The sequence below is a fragment of the Telluria sp. AIW5 genome (assembly GCF_056680575.1).
In genome coordinates this window covers 3,549,856-3,569,920 of record NZ_CM155289.1, presented here as the reverse complement: position 1 = coordinate 3,569,920, position 20,065 = coordinate 3,549,856, and the positions used below count along the sequence as shown (strand labels likewise).

At 67.0% G+C, this 20,065-nt stretch carries 15 protein-coding genes; 14 read left to right on the top strand and 1 reads right to left on the bottom strand.

Annotation, left to right across the window (positions count from 1 at the left end; translation table 11 throughout):
- Positions 1-2 precede the first annotated feature (2 nt).
- The 11 genes from AC1MEM_RS15775 (at position 3) to kefC (ending at position 16,015) form a co-directional block, all read left to right on the top strand.
- Positions 3-1,217, top strand: coding sequence for an HlyD family secretion protein (locus tag AC1MEM_RS15775; RefSeq protein ID WP_499471988.1), 1,215 nt, complete (start codon positions 3-5; stop codon positions 1,215-1,217).
- A complete protein-coding gene (locus AC1MEM_RS15770) occupies positions 1,214-2,602 on the top strand; it encodes an efflux transporter outer membrane subunit (RefSeq protein ID WP_499471986.1) in 1,389 nt (462 codons plus the stop codon). Before AC1MEM_RS15775 ends, AC1MEM_RS15770 begins: the two co-directional genes overlap by 4 nt.
- Before the next feature lie 293 nt (positions 2,603-2,895).
- Complete coding sequence (locus AC1MEM_RS15765; protein WP_499471984.1) at positions 2,896-4,128, top strand: 3-methyl-2-oxobutanoate dehydrogenase (2-methylpropanoyl-transferring) subunit alpha; 1,233 nt, start codon at positions 2,896-2,898, stop codon at positions 4,126-4,128.
- Positions 4,129-4,147: 19 nt separating this feature from the next.
- On the top strand, positions 4,148-5,191 hold the full coding sequence (locus AC1MEM_RS15760) for an alpha-ketoacid dehydrogenase subunit beta (RefSeq protein ID WP_499471982.1): 1,044 nt from the start codon (positions 4,148-4,150) through the stop codon (positions 5,189-5,191).
- A complete protein-coding gene (locus AC1MEM_RS15755) occupies positions 5,192-6,583 on the top strand; it encodes a dihydrolipoamide acetyltransferase family protein (protein WP_499471980.1) in 1,392 nt (463 codons plus the stop codon). It abuts the gene before it with no gap.
- Between the two features lie 4 nt (positions 6,584-6,587).
- Positions 6,588-7,985, top strand: coding sequence for a dihydrolipoyl dehydrogenase (gene lpdA / locus AC1MEM_RS15750; protein ID WP_499471978.1), 1,398 nt, complete (start codon positions 6,588-6,590; stop codon positions 7,983-7,985).
- Between the two features lie 259 nt (positions 7,986-8,244).
- A complete protein-coding gene (locus tag AC1MEM_RS15745; protein WP_499471976.1) occupies positions 8,245-11,529 on the top strand; it encodes a P-loop NTPase fold protein in 3,285 nt (1,094 codons plus the stop codon).
- A gap of 233 nt (positions 11,530-11,762) precedes the next feature.
- Entirely contained in the window at positions 11,763-12,788 is a 1,026-nt protein-coding gene (locus AC1MEM_RS15740; protein WP_499471974.1) for an aldo/keto reductase, read from the top strand.
- Positions 12,789-12,918: 130 nt separating this feature from the next.
- Positions 12,919-13,410, top strand: a complete 492-nt coding sequence (locus tag AC1MEM_RS15735) for an outer membrane beta-barrel protein (RefSeq protein WP_499471972.1) — start codon at positions 12,919-12,921, stop codon at positions 13,408-13,410.
- Between the two features lie 244 nt (positions 13,411-13,654).
- Positions 13,655-14,206 carry a glutathione-regulated potassium-efflux system oxidoreductase KefF gene (gene kefF / locus AC1MEM_RS15730; RefSeq protein WP_499471970.1) on the top strand — a complete coding sequence of 184 codons (552 nt, stop codon included), beginning with the start codon at positions 13,655-13,657 and terminating at the stop codon, positions 14,204-14,206.
- A 3-nt stretch (positions 14,207-14,209) separates the two neighbouring features.
- Positions 14,210-16,015 (top strand): glutathione-regulated potassium-efflux system protein KefC, encoded by a 1,806-nt coding sequence (kefC, locus tag AC1MEM_RS15725; protein WP_499471968.1) that lies wholly within the window; start codon positions 14,210-14,212, stop codon positions 16,013-16,015.
- 12 nt (positions 16,016-16,027) lie between these two features.
- On the opposite strand, the gene AC1MEM_RS15720 is transcribed toward kefC, so the two are convergent.
- Complete coding sequence (locus AC1MEM_RS15720) at positions 16,028-16,705, bottom strand: TetR/AcrR family transcriptional regulator (RefSeq protein WP_499471966.1); 678 nt, start codon at positions 16,703-16,705, stop codon at positions 16,028-16,030.
- 102 nt (positions 16,706-16,807) lie between these two features.
- On the opposite strand from AC1MEM_RS15720, the gene AC1MEM_RS15715 reads away from it, so the two are divergent.
- Genes AC1MEM_RS15715 through AC1MEM_RS15705 form a run of 3 tightly spaced genes read left to right on the top strand, consistent with a single transcriptional unit; the run spans position 16,808 to position 20,054 of the window.
- Positions 16,808-18,292 (top strand): flavin-containing monooxygenase, encoded by a 1,485-nt coding sequence (locus tag AC1MEM_RS15715; RefSeq protein WP_499471964.1) that lies wholly within the window; start codon positions 16,808-16,810, stop codon positions 18,290-18,292.
- The gene (locus AC1MEM_RS15710) at positions 18,289-19,098 is read left to right on the top strand and encodes an SDR family NAD(P)-dependent oxidoreductase (RefSeq protein WP_499471962.1); all 810 of its coding nucleotides are present in this window, start codon (positions 18,289-18,291) and stop codon (positions 19,096-19,098) included. Before AC1MEM_RS15715 ends, AC1MEM_RS15710 begins: the two co-directional genes overlap by 4 nt.
- The gene (locus AC1MEM_RS15705; protein WP_499471960.1) at positions 19,095-20,054 is read left to right on the top strand and encodes an alpha/beta fold hydrolase; all 960 of its coding nucleotides are present in this window, start codon (positions 19,095-19,097) and stop codon (positions 20,052-20,054) included. Before AC1MEM_RS15710 ends, AC1MEM_RS15705 begins: the two co-directional genes overlap by 4 nt.
- The last annotated feature ends 11 nt before the right edge of the window (positions 20,055-20,065 follow it).

Sequence of the window (20,065 nt, the reverse complement as noted above, 5' to 3'; positions counted from 1 at the left end):
ACATGAATAACGAGCACCACCCGACCCGCGAAGAAACCGCAGCGCTTGAATGCAATCCGCCGGCACCGACCGATTCCGACGACAGCGTCGCGCCTTCCCCTGCCCCGGCGGCGGCGCAGCCCGAGGCGCCACCAAAGAAGATCAAGGCCACGCCGGTCTCGATCGGCATCATGGCGGTGGTGGCCGCCGTCGGCATCGCCCTCATCATGTGGGCCTGGAACCTGGGCCCCTTCAACAGCACGCGCGTGAGCACCGATAACGCCTACGTGCGCGGCGCGATCACCGTGCTCGCACCCCAGGTCAACGGCTACGTGGCGGAGGTGCTGGTCAAGGACTACCAGTACGTCAAGGCGGGCCAGGAACTGCTGCGCATCGACGACCGCATCTACCGCGAACGGGTGCGCGCGGCCGAGGGCCAGGTCGCGAACGCCACCGCGCAGCTGAACAACGCCGAGCAGACCCAGGCCCAGAACACGGCCACCGTCGGCTCGGCGCGCGCAAATCTCGCGGCCGCGCAGGCCGAGCAGGCGCGCGCCCGTGCCGAGCAGGCCCGGGTCGACGAACTGGCGGAACGCGGCTCGGTGTCGCTGAGCGAGCGCGATCGCGTCCGCACCTCGGCGCGCCTGGCCGCGGCGAACGTGCTGAAAGCGCAGGCCGAGATCGAGATCGCGCAGCAGCGCGTGAAAGGCACCACGGTCTCGCGCGGCGGCCTGGAAGCACAGGTCAGCATGGCACAGGCCCAGGTGGAGCTGGCGAAGATCGACCTCGCCAACACCGTGATCCGGGCGCCGCGCGACGGCCAGGTCAGCGAAGCGACCGTGCGCCGCGGCCAGTACGTCACGGCCGGCTCGCAGTTGCTGTTCCTGGTACCCGACACAATGTGGGTGGTCGCCAATTTCAAGGAAGGCCAGACCTGGCGCATGCGCGTCGGCCAGCAGGCCAGCTTCAAGGTCGATGCCTTCGAGGGCGCCGCGCTGACCGGCCACGTCGAACAGATCGCGCCGGCGACCGGTTCCGAATTCTCGGTGCTGCGGCCCGATAACGCCTCCGGCAATTTCACGAAAGTCGTGCAGCGCCTGCCGGTGCGGATCGCCATCGACCCGGACCAGGAACTGGCCGGGCGGCTGCGGCCCGGCATGTCGGTGACCGCCGAAGTGGATACCGGCGCGGCCGCACGCGAGCCGGCCCGCGGGACTGCGAACGAGAACGCCCGATGAGGCGGCGCAGCTTCAACGCCGCGCTGGCCCTGGTCGGCGCAGGCGCCCTCACCGGCTGTCTCCCTACTTACCGCGCGGTACCGGAAGCCGCACGGGTGGAGCCGCCCGGCGCATGGCGCGAGCCCGTGGCCGGCAGCGCCGCCGTCGATCCGCACTGGTGGCGCGGTTTCGGCGACCCGGTACTGGCCGGCCTGGTCGAAGCGGCATTGGCGCGCAACAGCGACGTGGCGATCGCGGTGGCGCGCGTGGACGAGGCCCGCGCCCAGGCTGAACTGGCCGAAGCCGCACGCCTGCCGGCACTGAACGGCGCGCTCGGCGTGCAGGCGGGCCGCTCCCTGACAGCGACGGGCGTCAGCACCAGCCGCTCGCTCCAGCCCGGCCTCCAGGCGAGCTGGGAACCCGACCTCTTCGGCCGCATCCGCAACCAGGTCCGCGCCGCCGGGCTGCAGTACCGGGCGACGGAAGCCGAGCGCGATGCGGCGGCGCTGTCGGTGGCTGCTACGACCGTCCAGAACTACGTCGCCCTGCTCGCCCTCGATACGCAACTGACGATCACGCGCGAGACGGTCGCCTCGCGCAACGAGGCGCTGCGCCTGGCGCAGGACCAGGCCCGCGTCGGCTATATCTCGCAGCTGCAGCTGACGCAAGCCCAGTCCGAATACCAGTCCGTGCTGGGCGCGATTCCGGAGCTGGAACTGGCGGTGCGGCGCCAGGAAAACGCGGTGCGCCTGCTGGCCGGCGAGTTGCCGGGACCTGTCGCGCGCGGCGCCGCCTTCACGGCCTTGCGCCTGCCGCCGGTGCCGGCCGTCCTGCCCTCGCAACTGCTGGCGCGCCGGCCCGACATCGCCCAGCGCGAACTGCTGCTGGCCGCCAGCGACGTCAACCTGGCCCTGCGGCGCCAGGCCTTCCTGCCGCAGGTTTCGCTCAGCGCGCAACTCGGCAGCCTGTTTATCAATGCGCTCGACTACGATCCGGTGACGGTCTGGAGCCTGGGCGGCAGCGTGCTGGCGCCGCTGTTCACGGGCGGACGCCTGGACGCGCAATACGAAGCGGCCGCCTCGCAGCGCGACCAGGCGGCGTTTGCCTACCGGCGTACCGTGCTGACGGCTTTTTCCGAAGTCGAAAATGCGCTGGCGGGCGTGCCGCGCCTCGCGCAACAGGTCGACCACGCGCGCGCGCGGCGCGACATCCTGATGCGCTCGCTGGGCTATGCGCATGACCGTTACCAGGCGGGATATGCCTCCTATCTCGAGGAATTGGATGCGCAGCGCAATCTGTACCAGGTCGAGGTGAGCCTGGTTACGTTGCGGCGCACACAGGTCGAGAACCTGATTGGGCTGTACCGGGCACTGGGGGGTGGGTGGTCGGCGGCGACCGCGCGTTGACGTCCGAACGTTTGCTTTGATTGGGGTTGTCCGTACGGTCCGCGTGCTAGGTTCGGGAACACGTGGGCGTCGGCGCGGGCGCGATCTGCAAACGGCGGGTATCACCGCGTGGGCGGAGCCCACCCTACGCCACACGCGGTGAAACGCGCCGTTTGATCATCCGCGTTCGCGCCGACATCCACAAATATGCTGCAAAGCACCACGAAAATACTTCTCTGCAATGCCCGTGCGCCCCCGCGCACGATTTATGATCTCAGCTTGCCGCACATCACCTCACAAAGGAAAAGCGCATTATGAGCCAGGGTAATCCTCTGTCGCTGCATGTCCCGGAGCCAACCGGCCGGCCGGGTTGCAAGACCGATTTTTCGTACTTACAAATGAGTCCCGCCGGCGCCGTCCGCCGGCCCGAGGTCGACGTCCTGTTCGGCGACACTGCCGACCTCGTGACCGCGCTGATCCGCGTGCTCGACGACGAAGGCAATGCCGTCGGCCCGTGGGCGCCGCAGATCGAAGTCGAACAGCTGCGCTTCGGCCTGCGCACGATGATGAAGACGCGCATTTTCGATGCGCGCATGGTCATCGGCCAGCGCCAGAAGAAGATGTCCTTCTACATGACCTCCCTCGGCGAGGAAGCCATCGGCACCGCGCACGCGCTGGCCCTGAAAGACGGCGACATGTGCTTCCCGACCTACCGCCAGCAAAGCCTCCTGATGGCGCGCGAATACCCGATGGTCGACATGATCTGCCAGCTGCTCTCGAACGAGCGCGACCCGATGAAGGGGCGCCAGCTGCCGGTCATGTACTCGGTCAAGAGCAAGGGCTTCTTCAGCATCTCCGGCAACCTCGCGACCCAGGTGCCGCAAGCGGTCGGCTGGGCCATGGCCTCGGCGATCAAGGGCGACACGAAAATCGCCTCGGCCTGGATCGGCGACGGCGCCACCGCCGAATCCGACTTCAACACCGCCCTTACCTTCGCCCACGTCTATCGCGCGCCCTGCATCATCAACGTCGTCAACAACCAGTGGGCGATCTCGACCTTCCAGGCAATCGCCGGCGGCGAGAGCGTGACCTTCGCCGCACGCGGTGTGGGCAGCGGCATCGCATCCTTGCGCGTCGACGGCAACGATTTCCTCGCCGTGTACGCGGCCTCCTGCTGGGCCGCCGAACGCGCCCGCCGCAACCTCGGCCCGACCCTGATCGAATGGGTGACCTACCGCGCCGGCCCCCACTCCACCTCCGACGATCCGTCGCGCTACCGCCCGGCCGACGACTGGTCTCGCTTCCCGCTCGGCGACCCGATCGCCAGGTTGCGCCAGCACCTCACCAGGATCGGTGCCTGGTCCGACGAGGAGCACGCACAGGTGCAGTCGGAACTCGAGGCCGAAGTCCTGGCCGCGCAAAAGGAAGCGGAACAATACGGCACGCTGGCCGATGGCCGCGTCCCGAGCGCGGCGTCGATGTTCGAGGATGTCTATAAGGACATGCCTGAACACCTGCGCCGCCAACGTCAACAATTGGGGGTGTGAGATGGTACGCGACGATGGTATGAACCCGAACGACAAAGACGTGGCCACCACGCAGATGACGATGATCCAGGCCCTGCGTTCGGCCATGGACGTCATGCTCGGACGCGACGAGAACGTCGTGGTCTATGGCCAGGACGTCGGCTATTTCGGCGGCGTGTTCCGCGCCACCGATGGATTACAGGTGAAGTACGGCAAGCAGCGCGTGTTCGACGCGCCGATTTCCGAAGGCGGCATCGTCGGCACCGCCGTCGGCATGGGCGCCTATGGCCTGCGGCCGGTCATCGAAATCCAGTTCGCCGATTATTTTTATCCGGCGTCCGACCAGATCGTCTCCGAAGCGGCGCGCCTGCGCTACCGCTCGGCCGGCGATTTCACGGCGCCGCTGACGATCCGGATGCCCTGCGGCGGCGGCATCTACGGTGGCCAGACCCACAGCCAGAGCCCGGAAGCGATGTTCACCCACGTCTGTGGCCTGCGCACCGTGATGCCCTCGAACCCCTACGACGCCAAAGGTTTGCTCATCGCCTCGATCGAGAACGACGACCCGGTCATCTTCCTCGAGCCGAAGCGTTTATATAACGGCCCCTTCGACGGCCACCACGACCGCCCGGTCGTCTCCTGGTCCAAGCACCCGATGGGCGAGGTCCCGGACGGCTACTACACGGTCCCGCTGGACAAGGCCGCCATCTTCCGTCCAGGCGCCGACCTCACCGTGATCACCTACGGCACCATGGTCTGGGTGTCGGAAGCGGCGGCGATGGAAACCGGTATCGACGCCGAGATCATCGACTTGCGCACCCTGTGGCCGCTGGACCTCGACACCATCGTCGAATCGGTGAAGAAGACCGGCCGCTGCGTGGTCGTGCATGAAGCGACGCGTACCAGCGGCTTCGGCGCGGAACTCGCGGCCCTCGTGCAGGAACACTGCTTCTATCACCTGGAAGCGCCGATCGAGCGCGTCACCGGATGGGACACGCCCTATCCGCACGCGCAGGAATGGGCCTATTTCCCCGGCCCCGACCGCGTCGGTGCCGCGTTCAAACGTGCGATGGAGGTGAAATAAATGGGTATTCACGTCATTAAAATGCCGGACCTGGGCGAAGGCATTGCCGAAGTCGAGGTCGTCGCCTGGCACGTCAAGCCGGGCGACACGGTCAAGGAAGACCAGGTGCTGGCCGACGTCATGACCGACAAGGCGACCGTCGAGATTCCGTCGCCGGTGCACGGCACCATCACTTCGCTGGGCGGCAAGCTGGGCGAAGCGATGGCCGTGGGCGCGGAACTGATCCGCATCGAAGTCGAAGGCGCCGGCAACTTCAACGGCGACACCACCGCGGCGCGGCAGCAAACGGCCAGTGCGGCACCAGCCAAGGCAAGCGCGCAGTCCACCGCCGGCACCGCCGAGGAGTTCCCGCCAATCATCGTGGCCCAACCGGAAACCGTCGTCACCACCGTGACCAGTGCCGAAACCGCGGCGCCCGCGCAGGCGGCGCCATCGCGCCCGGCGCCTGCATACACACAATCGGGCGGCGCGCCGGCGCCCGCCCACCATGGCCGCGCGCCCGGCGAAAAGCCGCTGGCCGCGCCCGCCGTGCGCCAGCGCGCCTGGGATATGGGGATCGAACTCCAGTTCGTCACCGGCTCCGGCCCGGCCGGCCGCATCAGCCACGCCGACCTCGACGCGCACGTGTCGCGCGGCCAGCAAAAGGCGGTCGAAGGCGACCGCCGCTACGCCGTATTGGAGGGCGAGCAAGCCATGCCCGTGATCGGCATGCGCCGCAAGATCGCCGAGAAGATGGCCGAGGCGAAGCGGCGCATCCCGCACTTCACCTATGTCGAGGAAATCGACGTCACCGAACTCGAAGCACTGCGCGTCCAGCTGAACGCGCGCTATGTTGGGAAAAACCCGGGCGGCCAGCGTCCGAAGCTGACCCTGCTGCCGCTGATCATGCGCGCAGTCGTGCTGGCGATCCGCAAATACCCGTCGGTGAACGCGCGCTTCGACGACGACGCCAACATCGTCACCACCTACAACCCGGTCCATCTCGGCATCGCTGCCCAGACCGACGCCGGCCTGATGGTGCCCGTCGTGAGGAATGCCGAAGCACGCGACCCGTGGTCGGCGGCCGCCGAAGTGGCACGCCTCGCCGATGCTGCCCGTACCGGCAAGGCGCTGCGCGAAGAGCTCACCGGGTCGACCATCACCATCACCAGCCTGGGTGCGCTGGGCGGCATCGTCACGACGCCCGTGATCAACCGTCCGGAAGTGGCGATCATCGGCGTCAACCGCATCGTCGACAAACCCGTCATCCTGAATGGCGCGATGGTCGCACGCAAGACCATGAACCTGTCTTCCTCCTTCGACCATCGCGTGATCGACGGCATGGTCGCGGCGGAATTCGTCCAGACCATCCGCGGCTACCTCGAGTGCCCGGCAACCCTGTTCGTGGAGTGAGCCGATGAACCAGTCCGTTACCACACTGCTTGTCATCGGCGGCGGTCCCGGCGGCTATGTCGCCGCCATCCGCGCCGGCCAGCTCGGCATCCCGACCATCCTGGTCGAAGCCGGCCAGCTGGGCGGCACCTGCCTGAACATCGGCTGCATTCCCTCGAAAGCCCTGATCCACGCGGCCGAGGAATTCGAGAAAGCCCGCCACTACGCAGGCAATTCCCCGCTCGGTATTTCGGCCGCCGCGCCGAGCATCGATGTCACCCGCACCGTCGGCTGGAAGGACGGCATCGTCAAGCGCCTGACCGGCGGCGTCGGCGCGCTCCTGAAGAAGAACGACGTGCAGGTCATCAACGGCTTCGCGCGCATCCTCGACGGCAAGACAGTCGAAGTCAAGCGGGCCGACGGCGAGGTGCAGCGGATTCGCTGCGAACACCTGCTGCTCGCCGCCGGTTCGGAGCCGGTCGAACTGCCCTTCATGCCCTTCGGCGGAAATGTCGTCTCCTCGACGGAGGCGCTCTCCCCGCAGACCATTCCGCAGCAGCTGGTCGTCGTCGGCGCCGGCTACATCGGCCTGGAGCTGGGCACGGCTTATCGCAAGCTCGGCGCGGAAGTCACCGTCGTCGAAGCCGCCGACCGAATCCTGCCGGCCTACGATGCGGAGCTGACCAAGCCGGTCGCGGCCAGCTTGACACGCCTCGGCATCGACCTGCGCCTCAACTCGTCGGTGCTGGGCATGAATGCCGCAGGCGATGGCGTGCGGGTGCAGCAGGCCAATGGCGAAGAGATTGTCTTGTCGGCCGACCGCGTACTGGTGGCCGTCGGCCGCCGTCCGCGCGCGGGCGGCTGGGGCCTCGAATCGCTGCAGCTCGACATGAACGGGCGCGCGGTGAAAATCGACGACCAGTGCCGCACGTCGATGCGCAATGTCTGGGCGATCGGCGACCTCGCGGGCGAACCGATGCTGGCGCACCGCGCGATGGCGCAAGGCGAGATGGTGGCCGAGATCATTGCCGGCAAGCGCCGCCACTTCACGCCCGCCGCGATGCCGGCGGTCTGCTTCACCGACCCGGAAGTGGTGGTGGTCGGGATGGTGCCGGGCGAGGCGGAAGCGGCCGGGATCGACGCGATTTCCGCCAACTTCCCGTTCGCGGCGAATGGCCGGGCGATGACGATCGAGTCGACGGATGGCTTTGTGCGCGTGGTCGCGCGGCGCGACAACCACCTGATCCTCGGCTGGCAGGCCGTGGGGCGCGGGGTGTCGGAACTGAGTACCGCTTTCAGCCACTCGATGGAACTGGGCGCAACCCTGGAGGATGTGGGCGGCACGATCCACGCGCATCCTACGCTGGGTGAAGCGGTGCAGGAAGCGGCGCTGCGGGCGCTCGGGCATGCGCTGCATATCTAAGCTGCTTGGTCAGACGCACCGGGTCGTCGCCACAGTTCGCCGCAGCGGACGCGGCGACGGCCCCACCCGGCGAATCGATCGATAATCCAGGCGAAAAATTACGCAAGCGCCATGTTTCGCCGTATCATTTGCTCATCAATGCCTCGCCGGCAAGGTTCACGGACTCCGACTGATCACGTCGATCGCACTCGTGACCGAAGGTGACGCCGACGTCCCCGCGCATCGCGCCTCTGCACCTTGCAGCAACCAAGGAGCCAGGATGGAAGCAAGCAGCACGGAAGGATATGTCCCGCTCTCCTCGCAGGTAGCCGCGCAATTCGATGCCGGCGTCGAAGACGCGCTCCGCCAGCTGGTCGATGGAAACGAGATCCAACGCGCAGCCACGCTGTCGACGGTCAGGCACTGGGATGAGGCCAATCGCACAGCGCTTGGCCGACGACTACGCCAGGAAATTAGCGGGCGGTTCAGCCCCGGCGCGGAAGCAAACTTCACGGAAGCGGCTCGCGATCCGAAACGCATGGCGGCCGTTCGTTCCTGGATGATCAGTACCTTACTGGTCTGCGACCCGCTTCACCCGGAAACAGTCTCGCTGCTGTGGAAAGAGATATCGGAATCGCACGAGCCCGATGAACACGTACGTTTCTGGACCCTGTCAGGCTGCCATCTAAACAAACACCCGGCCGTGGCCGAGATGGCGCGAGCGTCGCTGCACGATAGCGCCCGCCAGGTGGCCATTCTTGCGGCGGCAATCCTGAACCCCGACGACCCGGCGATCCGGACTGGTTTCGAAGAAACCATCAAGGGTAAAAACTTCGAGAAGATATGGCCGTATCTTCGTGTAATGCGAATGGTCGAGATGCCGGCGTTCGCAGACACGCTGGTCGAACTGCTCGAGCTCAAATTCGGCGACAAGGCCCTCGGCTACGATGTCTTGTTTACGCTGGCCAACCCCACCATGGCCATTGCCGCCAAGCCTTTCCTGGAACGCGGCCCGGGTCTTGCGCGAACCCTGGCCGTGATCATGGAAGCGTCGGCCGATGCGGCGCCCACGTCGGTGGACAGCTTCGCCCACCTGCTGCTCGTATTCGACCAGGCACAAGTGCAGGGACTGGTGTCGTCCTACCTGGACCAGGGACGCTATCGCACCGCCGCGCAACGGATCTTGCGGGTACTTCGGCGCCGCGCCGACAGCGCCTCAGGCGCGGACGTTCCCATCGTGAGCTATGCAACCGATGTCGTCGACGGCCAGGCCGACCAGCTGGGCGTCGCGCGCGAGGTATCGGTGCTGGCCGCCCTGATCCTGTCGAGGGAAGCGATTCCGCCGCTCGCGATAGGCTTGTTCGGGAACTGGGGCTCCGGAAAAAGCTTTTTCATGCGGATGATGCAGGACACCGCGGACGCGCTGGCGAAGCGTTCGAAGGTCTCGGGCAGCAAGCGATTTTGCGGCAATATCGTCCAGATAAAATTCAATGCCTGGCACTATACCGACACGAGCCTCTGGGCCAGTCTCGCCACCTACATCCTCGAAACGCTCAACGCCCATTTCTCGCCGATTGCATCGGTCGCCGAAGCGCAAGGCGCCGCGATGGAGCGCGTTGCCAGGGCAAGGCGCGCAGTCGACGACGCCGAGACGGAGCGCCAACAGCTGAGCGCCGTCCTGGCGCGGGAAAAGGCGACACTGAAAGCACTCGAGGCCGAACGCGAGTCCGGCCCTGTTTCCCTGTCCCGATTCTCCGCCGCCGACCTCTCCGGGGTCATCGACAGCAATCCCGCACTCAAGGAACGGATGGGAACCGCCCTCGCGAACCTGGGCCTGCCAAAAACGGTGGAAAGCATTGCGGAACTGGCGACATCGTTACGGGATGTCCGCAACGCGTCAGGCGGATTCGTCTCCTTGCTCCAGTCGCTGCTCCGCCCGCGCACGGCAGGGCTGTTCATTGCTGTGGTACTGGTGGCCGTGTTCGGCGCTCCGCACCTGTACGATGCCCTGATGGGATCGGGTTATGTCGACGGCGCGGTGGCAAGGACAAGCACCGTCATCACCGAAGTCGGCCTGGCTGCGATGGCATTTGCCAACTGGGTCAGGCAAGGCACCAGTTTCCTGCGCACGAACATCGACGCAGTCAGCAAGGCAAAGCACGACATCGAGCTCCTGCTCGCGAAAGAGAAGCCGCTGCCGTCCGAAAAAGAAAAGCAGGTCGCGGCCACAATCGAGGCGCTCGAGGCCGACCAGACGAGGCTCGCACAAGAAGCCGAAGCAGCGCAGAAGCTACTGTCGGAATCCGAAGTCCAGGCTGCGCAATCGAGCCCGACCGCACTCCTCAAACAATTTCTGTGTGACAGACTCAGTGGCGACGATTACCGCAAGCACCAGGGTCTCGTCGCCACCGTCCGCGACGATTTCGACAAACTGGGCCGGCTGATCGCAAGCCAGGACCTGCAGGACGCGAAGGCCAGGCCCATCGAGCGCGTCGTGCTGTATATCGACGACCTCGACCGCTGCCCGGCGCCGAAGGTCGTGGAAGTGCTGCAGGCGGTCCATCTGCTGTTGGCCTACCCGCTGTTCGTGGTCGTCGTCGGCGTCGATTCGCGCTGGCTGATTCACTCGCTGACCTCACATTATCGGCAACTGGCTGGCAACAACGAAAATAGCATTGATGCCGACTGGACCGCGACGCCGCAGCACTACCTCGAAAAGATCTTCCAGATCTCGTATGCGATCAAGCCGATGGACAACAAAGGATACGAGAACCTCATCGGGCAGCTCATGCCCCCCCAGGAAACCGAGGCTGCGCAAGGCGCCAGCACGCGGGACCCGCAAGCCGGTATCGCCGCGGGCCTGGATGCCTCCCCGAATGGGCTGGCCAGCGAAGCACATGGTGACACGCCTCGCGTGATCGACGGAACGGAGGCAAACGCCGGCACGGCCGAGGTCCTGGCGCGCCCTGCGGTGGCCGGACCTGGCACGGGCGCCGGTACGGCTGGCCGGCAAGAGGCCGGAAACCCCGGCGCCGCGACCAGCGAAGAAGCAAGCCAGGGCAGCGGCCCGGAATCAGGCGGCGACGCCGACATTGCGTTCCTGATCGAAGAGGCCGCAATGACCATCCATCCGCTCGAATCGGCATTCGCCAAAGAGCTGCATGAATTCATCGGTTCGCCACGCTCGGCCAAACGGCTTGCCAACCTTTACCGGATTCTCAAGGCAGGCCTTCGCAAGCATGAGCTGCCGCTGTTCGAAGGGAACGATGAGGTGCCGGGCACCTTCCAGGTACCAATGCTGTTGCTCGCGATCCTGATCCACGATTCGGCGACCGCGGAAGCGGTCTTTTCGGCCTTGCTCGCTGCCCCGCCCACCGAGTCCGGCCTGAGCGATGCCCTGGAGGGCGCCGAACTCGAACCGTCCAGGCGGCGGGAAGCGATCGCCAGGATCACCGCGATCACGTCGCGCGCGAATTTCCCGCACGACCCCGCACTATTCCGATTCTGGATTCCCAGGGTGACGCGCTTTTCGTTCGGAATGGCGCAGTTCCAGACACGCGCCTGAGCTGACCAGATCGACCTGTACGGCCTCGGCCTGGGTTACTCCTTTCCGGTCGTCCACGGCCGCCTGGAAGTGCGGAAGCCAGCCAGCGACATGACCACGATCGTGGACCGTGGCGCCTTTACGTTCCAGGGGCCACCTGCCGGCGCTCAGGACCGAAACCGGGATGACGCCGCGTCCCGGTTTTTCTTTCGTCCACCCAAGCGCGCGCCGGGCCCGGCGCCGCAGCGGGCATCATGAACGTCCGTGAACGAAGAGACAAAGGACGCATCGTGAACCAGCGCTATCGACCAATCACGCCCCTGGGCCTTGGCGGCACCGGCCTGGGCGACATGTACCATACCACGAGCGACGAGGCGGCCCGCACGACGGTGGACGCGGCATGGGAAGCCGGCATCCGCTATTTCGATACCGCGCCGCACTATGGCGCCGGCCTGTCCGAACATCGCTTCGGGCAAGCCCTGCGCCGCCGCCCGCGCGACGAATATACGCTCTCGACCAAGGTCGGCCGCCTGCTGGCGCCCGCCCCAGACGGCGAGATCGCCGCGCCCTTCGTGTCTGCGCTGCCCTTCCGGCGCGTGATCGACTATACGGCCGGCGGCGCGCGGCGCGCGGTCGAGGACAGCCTGCAGCGCCTGGCACTCGGCCATATCGACATTGTCTATGTCCACGACCTGTCGCCCGACCAGTTCAGCCGCAGCGAGTTCGAGCATTACTACGACATCGCGGCGGGGCCCGGCGGCGCCTTCGAGGGCCTGGTGCGGATGCGCGAGGAAGGCTTGATCAAGGGCTGGGGCATGGGCGTGAACACGGTCGAACCCTGCCTGCGCGCGCTGCAAGCATCCGATCCCGACATTTTCCTGCTCGCCGGGCGCTACACGCTGATGGAATGCACGCCGCTGGCAGAGTTCTTCCCGCTGTGCGCCGCGCGCGGCGCATCGGTGGTGCTGGGCGGTCCCTTCAACTCGGGCTTCCTCGCCGGCGGCGAGCATTACGACTACGCGCCGGCCAGCGCGGAGAAGCACGCCCAACGCGAACGCCTGCGCCGGGTCGCGGCGCGCCACGGAGTCGACCTGGCGGCGGCCGCGCTGCAGTTCGGCGCCGCGCATCCGGTGGTGGCGGCCACCATTCCCGGCGCGAGCAGCGCCCGGCACCTGCACCGCAACGCGGCCCTGATGCAGGTCGACATCCCGGCCGCGTTCTGGGAAGAACTGGTGGCGGAAGGCCTGCTGCCCGCCGCTGCACCGCTGCCGCCTGTATAAAACGTGAAGTTGCTGCAGCGCACAATTGACATGCTGCCAAGCAAGAAAAGTACGTAGGTGCGATAATCGGGGCTGGCCGAAACCACAAGTGTTTCGACCTTTCCATTCATCGCATGAAAAGGCAATAAAAATGTTCAAGAAAATCGCAGTTGCAGCAGCCCTGGTCGCCGCATCGTCGGCAGTGTTCGCCGCCGAACCTACCCCGTTCTACGCCGGCGTCGACGTGTCGTCGACCAAGGTCACCGGTTTCGACGACGAAGGTGGCTACGGCGCCTTCATCGGCTACAAGCTGAACCAGAGCGTCGCCGTTGAAGCCGGCTATCACCGCCTGGCCGACACCACCATCGACGGCGCCGACGTCACCGCGGACCAGACGGACATCTCGCTGATCGGCAGCGTTCCCCTGACCGACGGCTTCAGCATGTACGGCCGCATCGGTTACAACCGTGTCGACCTCAAGACCTCGGGCAACGGTTTCAGCCAGAAGGATCATAGCAACAACGCCCTGTACGGCATCGGCCTGGGCTATGCCTTCACGCCAGTCATCAGCGGCCGCCTGGAAGTGCAGAAGCCTGACAGCGACATCACCAAGATCGTCGCCGGCGTCGCCTTCAAGTTCTAAGCATCGAACCGTCCCGGTCCCCGGGGCCGGTCGGACGAAACCGGGCTGCCCGCGCAGTCCGGTTTTTTTTTCGCCGCCGCCTGCCCGGCGGAGAGCTGGGGTCAGGTCTGACATTCGGACTCCCGCCTTGGCGCGATCTCTGCCTTGCGGGTCCTTGTACCGATGAGGCCATGTCTAAATGTCAGACCTGACCCCAGCCTTCACTCGCCTGTACAATCTGTACAAGATAACAAGCCGCGCCCCTATGCCGAACCCACGCATCCTCGTGATCTACGCCCATCCGGCCCCCCACCGCTCGCGCATCAACCGCAAGCTGGCCGACGCCGCGCGCGCGCTCGACGGCGTGCTGGTGCACGACCTCTACGAGACCTATCCCGATTTCTTCATCGACGTGGCGCGCGAACAGGCGCTGCTCGAGCAGGCCGAGCTGGTCGTCTTCCTGCATCCGATCCGCTGGTACAGCATGCCCTCGCTGCTCAAGGAATGGGTCGATACCGTGCTGGAAGCCGGCTGGGCCTACGGACCGGGCGCCACCGCCCTGCTCGGCAAAGGCTACTGGCTGGCGGTGACGACGGGCAGTCCCGAGGAAGCGTATCGGCCGGGCGAGCGCCACGGGCGCCCCTTCGATGCCTACCTGCCACCCTTCGAGCAGACGGCCCTGCTGTGCGGCATGCACTGGTGGCCGCCCCACATCCTGCATGGCGCGAACGGCGCCGACGAGGCAGCCATCGAGGCCCACGTCGCGACTTTCCGCGCGCGCCTCGAGGCTTTCCTGCTGACTCCTCCGAAAGAATAAGCCATGGAACACAGCCTGCTCGCGAATGCAGTCGTCTACCTGGGCGCGGCAGTGCTCGCGGTCCCGCTGGCCAGGCGCCTCGGCCTGGGCGCCGTGCTCGGCTACCTGCTGGCCGGGATGGCGATCGGTCCGTGGGGATTGAAACTGATCACCGAGGTCGAGACCATCCTGCACTTTTCCGAGTTCGGCGTCGTGCTGCTGCTGTTTTTGATCGGCCTCGAACTGGAACCGGCGCGCCTGTGGTCGATGCGGCGGCCGATCTTCGGCTGGGGCGCGGCGCAGGTGCTGGGCGTGGCCGCGGTCCTGTTCGGCGCGGCCCTGCTGCTTGGCGTCGCCTGGCAGGTGGCCCTGGTCGGTGCGCTCGGCCTGTCGCTGTCCTCGACTGCCATCGCCCTGGCCACGCTGGGCGAACGCAACCTGATGGGCACGCCTGCGGGACAGGCCGGCTTCGCCATCCTGCTGTTCCAGGACATCGCGGCGATCCCGATGATCGCGCTGATCCCCTTGCTCGGCGTGGCTGCAAACGACAGTGCCGGCGGTGCAGGCTGGGCCGGCGCCGCGCGCCTGGGCGCAGTCGTCCTGGGCGCGATCGTCGCCGGCCGCTTCCTGGTGCGCCCGGCGCTGCGCATCATCGCCAAGTCGGAAATGCGCGAGATCTTCACCGCCTTCGCGCTGCTGCTCGTGATCGCTATCTCGCTGCTGATGCAATGGGTCGGCATGTCGATGGCGCTGGGCGCCTTCATGGCCGGCGTGCTGCTGGCCGATTCCGAATACCGCCACGCGCTGGAGACCGACCTCGAACCGTTCAAGGGCTTGCTGCTCGGGCTGTTTTTCATCGCGGTCGGCATGTCGGTCGACTTCGGTGTATTCCTCTCGAAACCCTGGCTGATCCTGGGACTGGTGCTCGGCTTCCTGGCGCTGAAGCTGGGCGTACTGTTCGCCCTTTCGGCGCGTTTCGGGATCGCGCGCGGCCAGCGCTGGCTGTTCGCCTTCCTGCTCTCGCAAGGCGGCGAATTCGCGTTCGTCGTATTCGGCGCAGCCGGCGCGGCGCGCGTGTTCAGCCCCGAGACCGGCTCGATCCTGGTGGCGGTCGTGGCGCTGTCGATGGTCACCACGCCCTTGCTGCTGCTCCTGCACGACAAGGTACTGGAGCCGCGCTACCACGGGCAAAACCTGCGCGAGCCCGATGCGATCGACGACAACGAGGGCCACGTGATCATCGCCGGCTTCGGGCGCTTCGGCCAGATCGTCGGGCGCCTGCTGAACGCGAATCGCATCCGGCTGACGGTGCTCGACCACGATCCCGACCAGATCGAGCTGCTGCGCCGCTTCGGCTTCAAGGTCTTCTACGGCGACGCCACCCGGCCGGACCTGCTGCATGCGGCAGGCGCGGGCAAGGCGCGCGCGCTGGTGCTGGCGATCGACGACATCGAGGACAGCCTCGCCCTGGCCGACGCCGTGCGCGAGCATTTCCCCGACTTGCCGATCCTGGCGCGGGCACGCAACGTCACCCACCTCTACCAGCTGATGGACCGCGGCGTCACCGTCATCGAGCGCGAAACCTTCGAATCGGCGCTGCAACTGGGCCGGCGCGTCCTGTCCCAGCTCGGCTACGGCGCCTACCGCGCGCGCGAAGCGACGCTGAAATTCCGCGAACATAACAAGGCCAGCGTGGAGGCTGTCTATCCGGTCTACAAGGACCGCGAGCAGTACGTGTCGATGTCCAAGCGCGCACGGGACGAGCTGAACGAGATGTTCGCGCGCGACCTCAAAAGCTACGAGAAGGAATCGGAGAAAGGCTGGGATTGAGCGGGACGCCGGTCACTCAAGGAGCGTCGCAGGGTGGGCGGGAACGCGCCCACCCTGCGAGCGCATCCGCACAATCCGGCCGGGCCTTGCCAGCACCATCCCGAGGCGCAGCGCCGTATCGGTCACCGTGGCCAGCGGCGGCTGGTAGCCGGCGTCGATCCAGCGCAGCGCGATGTGCATCACGCCGCCGACCACGCCGGCCTGCAGCAGCTCGTCGGACGGCGCACCGGCGGGCGCGATCTGGCGCGCGACCTCGAGCCCGATCGCGCGCAGCGCCGCATCGAAGGCCTTGTCCACTTCGCGGCTGACGCCGCGGATCTCGACCAGGTAGACGCGCGCCGACGGCGGGTCGCGCTGCAGCGCGCCGAAATAGGCGTCGAGCATGGCGCGCGCACGGGCGACCCGTCCGCGTCCCGCCGCCTGCGCCGCGGCCCTGATCTCGTCGAACACCGCATACGTGACGGCATTGAAGGACGTGACGAGCAGGTCTTCGCTGTTGCCGAACGATTCGTAGAAATAGCGTTCGGTCAGCCCGGCCGCCTCGCAGACCGCCTTGACGGTCGCCTGGCGGTAGCCACGTTCGCCGTACACGGCAATCGCCGCGGCGATCAGTTTTTCGCGGCGGTCGGCGCGGCGCTGTTCGGGAGAGACGCCGCGGTAAGCGCGCGACGCGGTCGGTTCTGGAGTCATCGCTCTATTTTGCCATAGTTGCAAGCCATCCCGCGGGTTTCAGCTTGTCATCGAGAATGTGACAATGTACAGTGTCAACACCAGAAAACGACCAGGGACATCATGCACACGGCCACCCCCAAGGGCGAAGACGCACCTCTCGACGTGTTGATCGTCGGCGCCGGCCTGTCCGGCATCGGTGCGGCGGCGATGCTGCAGGAGCGCTGCCCGGGCAAGCGCTACGCCATCCTCGAAGCGCGTACAGCGATCGGCGGCACCTGGGACCTGTTCCGCTACCCCGGCATCCGCTCCGACTCCGACATGTACACGCTCGGCTACGGCTTCAAACCCTGGGTCGATGCGAAAGCGATCGCCGACGGCCCGGCGATCCGCGCCTACATCCGCGAGACCGCGCACAGCCGCGGCATCGACCGCCACATCCGATTCGGGCACAAGGTGGTGCGCGCCTCCTGGTCGAGCAGCGAGGCGCTGTGGACGGTGGAAGCCGAATGCGGCGAAGACCGGGCCATGCGCACGATCCGCACGCGCTTCCTGCACATGTGCAGCGGCTATTACAGCTACGACCACGCTTACCGCCCGCGCTTCGAGGGCGAAGACGAGTTCAGGGGCCGCATCGTCCAGCCCCAGTTCTGGCCCGAAGACCTGGACTACGCGGGAAAACGCGTCGTCGTGATCGGCAGCGGCGCCACCGCCGTGACCCTGGTGCCCGCGATGGCCGCGACCGCCGCGCACGTGACGATGCTGCAGCGCTCCCCCAGCTACGTGGTGTCGCGCCCCTCGGTGTACGGTTTCGCGCAGCGCCTGCAGCGCCGCCTGCCCGCGGGACTCGCCTACTGGGCCACGCGCTGGCGCGTGATCGCCGAGAGCATGCTCCTCTACCGCATCGCGCGCGGCAAGCCGGAACTGGTCAAGAAGAGGATCGTGCAGATGGCCGCCCACCAGCTCGGGCCGAACGTCGACGTCGCCCATTTCACGCCCGACTACAAGCCCTGGGACCAGCGCGTGTGCGTCGTGCCCGACGGCGACCTGTTCAAGGCGCTGCGGCGCGGCCAGGCGGAAGTCGTCACCGACCATATCGCGCGCTTCACGGCGGACGGCATCGTCCTGGAATCGGGGCGCGTGCTGGAGGCCGATGTCGTCGTCATGGCGACGGGACTGTCGCTGTCGGTGCTGGGCGGCGCGCACATTACGGTCGACGGCAAGCCCTACGCACCGAACGAAGCGATGGCCTACAAGGGCATGATGCTGAGCGATATGCCCAACAGCGTCATGACCTTCGGCTACACGAATGCCTCGTGGACGCTGAAGGCCGACCTCACCGCGGCCTGGGCCTGCCGCCTGCTGAAGTACATGGACCGCAAAGGCCAGGCGATCGCCGTCGTGCGGCTTGACGCGGGTGTGGCGCCGGAGCCCTTCCTCAGCTTCACTTCCGGCTATGTGCAGCGCGCCGCGTCGCTCCTGCCGAAGCAGGGTAGCCGCCGCCCGTGGCAGGTCTATCAAAACTATTTGCAGGACATGTTCACGATCCGCTTTGGACGCATCGCCGACGGCGTGATGCGCTTCGGCCCGAAAGGAAGCTTGCCATGAACGTTTCGAACCGGGTTGCCGTGATTACCGGCGCCGGCAGCGGCATCGGCCGCGCCACCGCATACGCCCTCGCCAGGCGCGGCTGCCACCTGGCGCTGGCCGACATCGACCCCGAAGGCCTCAAGGAAACCGCCTGGATGCTGTCCACGCTCGGCGTGCGGGTGACCACCCACCCTCTCGACGTGGCCGACCGCGCCGCGGTGCGCCTGCTGCCGGACGCCGTGCACGCAGCGCACAAGCGCGTCGACCTCCTCGTCAACAATGCCGGCGTGGCGCTCGGCGGCAGCTTCGAGCAGGTCGGCGAGGACGACTTCGACTGGCTGATGGACATCAATTTCAACGGCGTGGTGCGCATGACGCGCGCCTTCCTGCCCCTGCTGCGCCATAGCGACGAAGCGCGCATCGTCAACGTGTCGAGTATCTACGGCATCGTCTCGCCGCCCGGCCAGGCCGCCTACTCGGCCAGCAAGTTCGCGGTACGCGGCTTTTCGAACGCGCTGCGCCACGAGCTCGAAGGCAGCACGGTGGCGGTGAGCGTGGTCCATCCGGGCGGCGTGGCCACCGCGATCGCGCGCAACGCCCGCGTGCCGCGCGATGCGCCGCCGGAAGAAATCGCGCGCGGGCGCAAACTGTCCGAAAAGCTGCTGCGCCTGGCGCCCGAGACGGCCGGCGAGACCATCGTGCGCGGCATCGAGCGGCGCGCCGCGCGCATCCTGGTCGGCAGCGACGCCAAATTCGTCTCCTTCCTCGAACGCCTCGTGCCCGTGAATTACTGGCGCATTCTCAAGAAAGCGACTGCCCGATGAGCATCCTCCTCACATTACTCGCACTGATCGCGCTGGTGGTCCTCGGCCTGGTGTGGTTCACCCACCGCACCGCGAACCGCATCGATGCCTTCCTGCCGCCGAAAGGACGCTTCGTCGAAGTGCCCGGGGCGCGCCTGCACGTCCGCGAGTCCGGCCAGGGACCGGCGGTCCTGCTGGTGCACGGCCTGGGCGGACAGGCCGCACACTTCGACTACGGCGTGGCCGAGCAGCTGGCGAAACACCACCGCGTGGTCGCGGTCGACCGGCCGGGCTCAGGCCACTCGACGCGCTGGGCCGGCGCGTCGGCAGACGTCTCGGCCCAGGCCGCGGCCCTGGCCGCCCTGATCGACAGGCTCGGGCTGGATCGCCCGACCGTGGCCGGCCATTCGCTGGGCGGCGCGATTGCACTGACGCTGGCGCTCGAGCATCCGGACAAGGTCGGCGCCCTGGCCCTGGTCGCGCCGCTCACGCACGTGCAGGACACGCCGCCCGCGGTGTTCCGGGCGCTGGCGATCGAGTCGACCTGGGTACGCAGGCTCTTCGCATGGACCCTGGCCACGCCCGGCGCGATCGCCGGCAGCAAGAAGGTGCTCGGCGCCGTGTTCGCGCCGGAAGCCGCGCCGCGCGACTTCGCCGTCAAGGGCGGGGGCTTGCTGAGCCTGCGCCCGCGCCAGTTCCTGGCTTCGTCCGCCGACATGCAGGCGCTGCCGGGCCACATGCCGTCGGTGCAGGCGCGTTATGGCGAGCTGACCGTCCCGACGGGCGTGCTGTATGGCCGCGAAGACGCCATCCTCGACTGGCAGACGAACGGCCAGGCACTGGCCGACAAGGTGGCCGGAGCGCGCCTGCAACTGGTCGACGGCGGCCATATGCTGCCGGTGACCCAGCCGCAAATCGTTGCAGAGTTCATCGCGCAGTGCGCGCAGTACGCCGTTCCCCTTCGCGCCGCATCCTGAACCGCGTCCGT

Coding starts and splice junctions, on each gene's coding strand:
- AC1MEM_RS15775 (WP_499471988.1), top strand. CDS start 3: ATGAATAACGAGCACCACCCGACCCGCGAAGAAACCGCAGCGCTTGAA.
- AC1MEM_RS15770 (WP_499471986.1), top strand. CDS start 1,214: ATGAGGCGGCGCAGCTTCAACGCCGCGCTGGCCCTGGTCGGCGCAGGC.
- AC1MEM_RS15765 (WP_499471984.1), top strand. CDS start 2,896: ATGAGCCAGGGTAATCCTCTGTCGCTGCATGTCCCGGAGCCAACCGGC.
- AC1MEM_RS15760 (WP_499471982.1), top strand. CDS start 4,148: ATGAACCCGAACGACAAAGACGTGGCCACCACGCAGATGACGATGATC.
- AC1MEM_RS15755 (WP_499471980.1), top strand. CDS start 5,192: ATGGGTATTCACGTCATTAAAATGCCGGACCTGGGCGAAGGCATTGCC.
- lpdA (WP_499471978.1), top strand. CDS start 6,588: ATGAACCAGTCCGTTACCACACTGCTTGTCATCGGCGGCGGTCCCGGC.
- AC1MEM_RS15745 (WP_499471976.1), top strand. CDS start 8,245: ATGGAAGCAAGCAGCACGGAAGGATATGTCCCGCTCTCCTCGCAGGTA.
- AC1MEM_RS15740 (WP_499471974.1), top strand. CDS start 11,763: ATGAACGTCCGTGAACGAAGAGACAAAGGACGCATCGTGAACCAGCGC.
- AC1MEM_RS15735 (WP_499471972.1), top strand. CDS start 12,919: ATGTTCAAGAAAATCGCAGTTGCAGCAGCCCTGGTCGCCGCATCGTCG.
- kefF (WP_499471970.1), top strand. CDS start 13,655: ATGCCGAACCCACGCATCCTCGTGATCTACGCCCATCCGGCCCCCCAC.
- kefC (WP_499471968.1), top strand. CDS start 14,210: ATGGAACACAGCCTGCTCGCGAATGCAGTCGTCTACCTGGGCGCGGCA.
- AC1MEM_RS15720 (WP_499471966.1), bottom strand. CDS start 16,705: ATGACTCCAGAACCGACCGCGTCGCGCGCTTACCGCGGCGTCTCTCCC.
- AC1MEM_RS15715 (WP_499471964.1), top strand. CDS start 16,808: ATGCACACGGCCACCCCCAAGGGCGAAGACGCACCTCTCGACGTGTTG.
- AC1MEM_RS15710 (WP_499471962.1), top strand. CDS start 18,289: ATGAACGTTTCGAACCGGGTTGCCGTGATTACCGGCGCCGGCAGCGGC.
- AC1MEM_RS15705 (WP_499471960.1), top strand. CDS start 19,095: ATGAGCATCCTCCTCACATTACTCGCACTGATCGCGCTGGTGGTCCTC.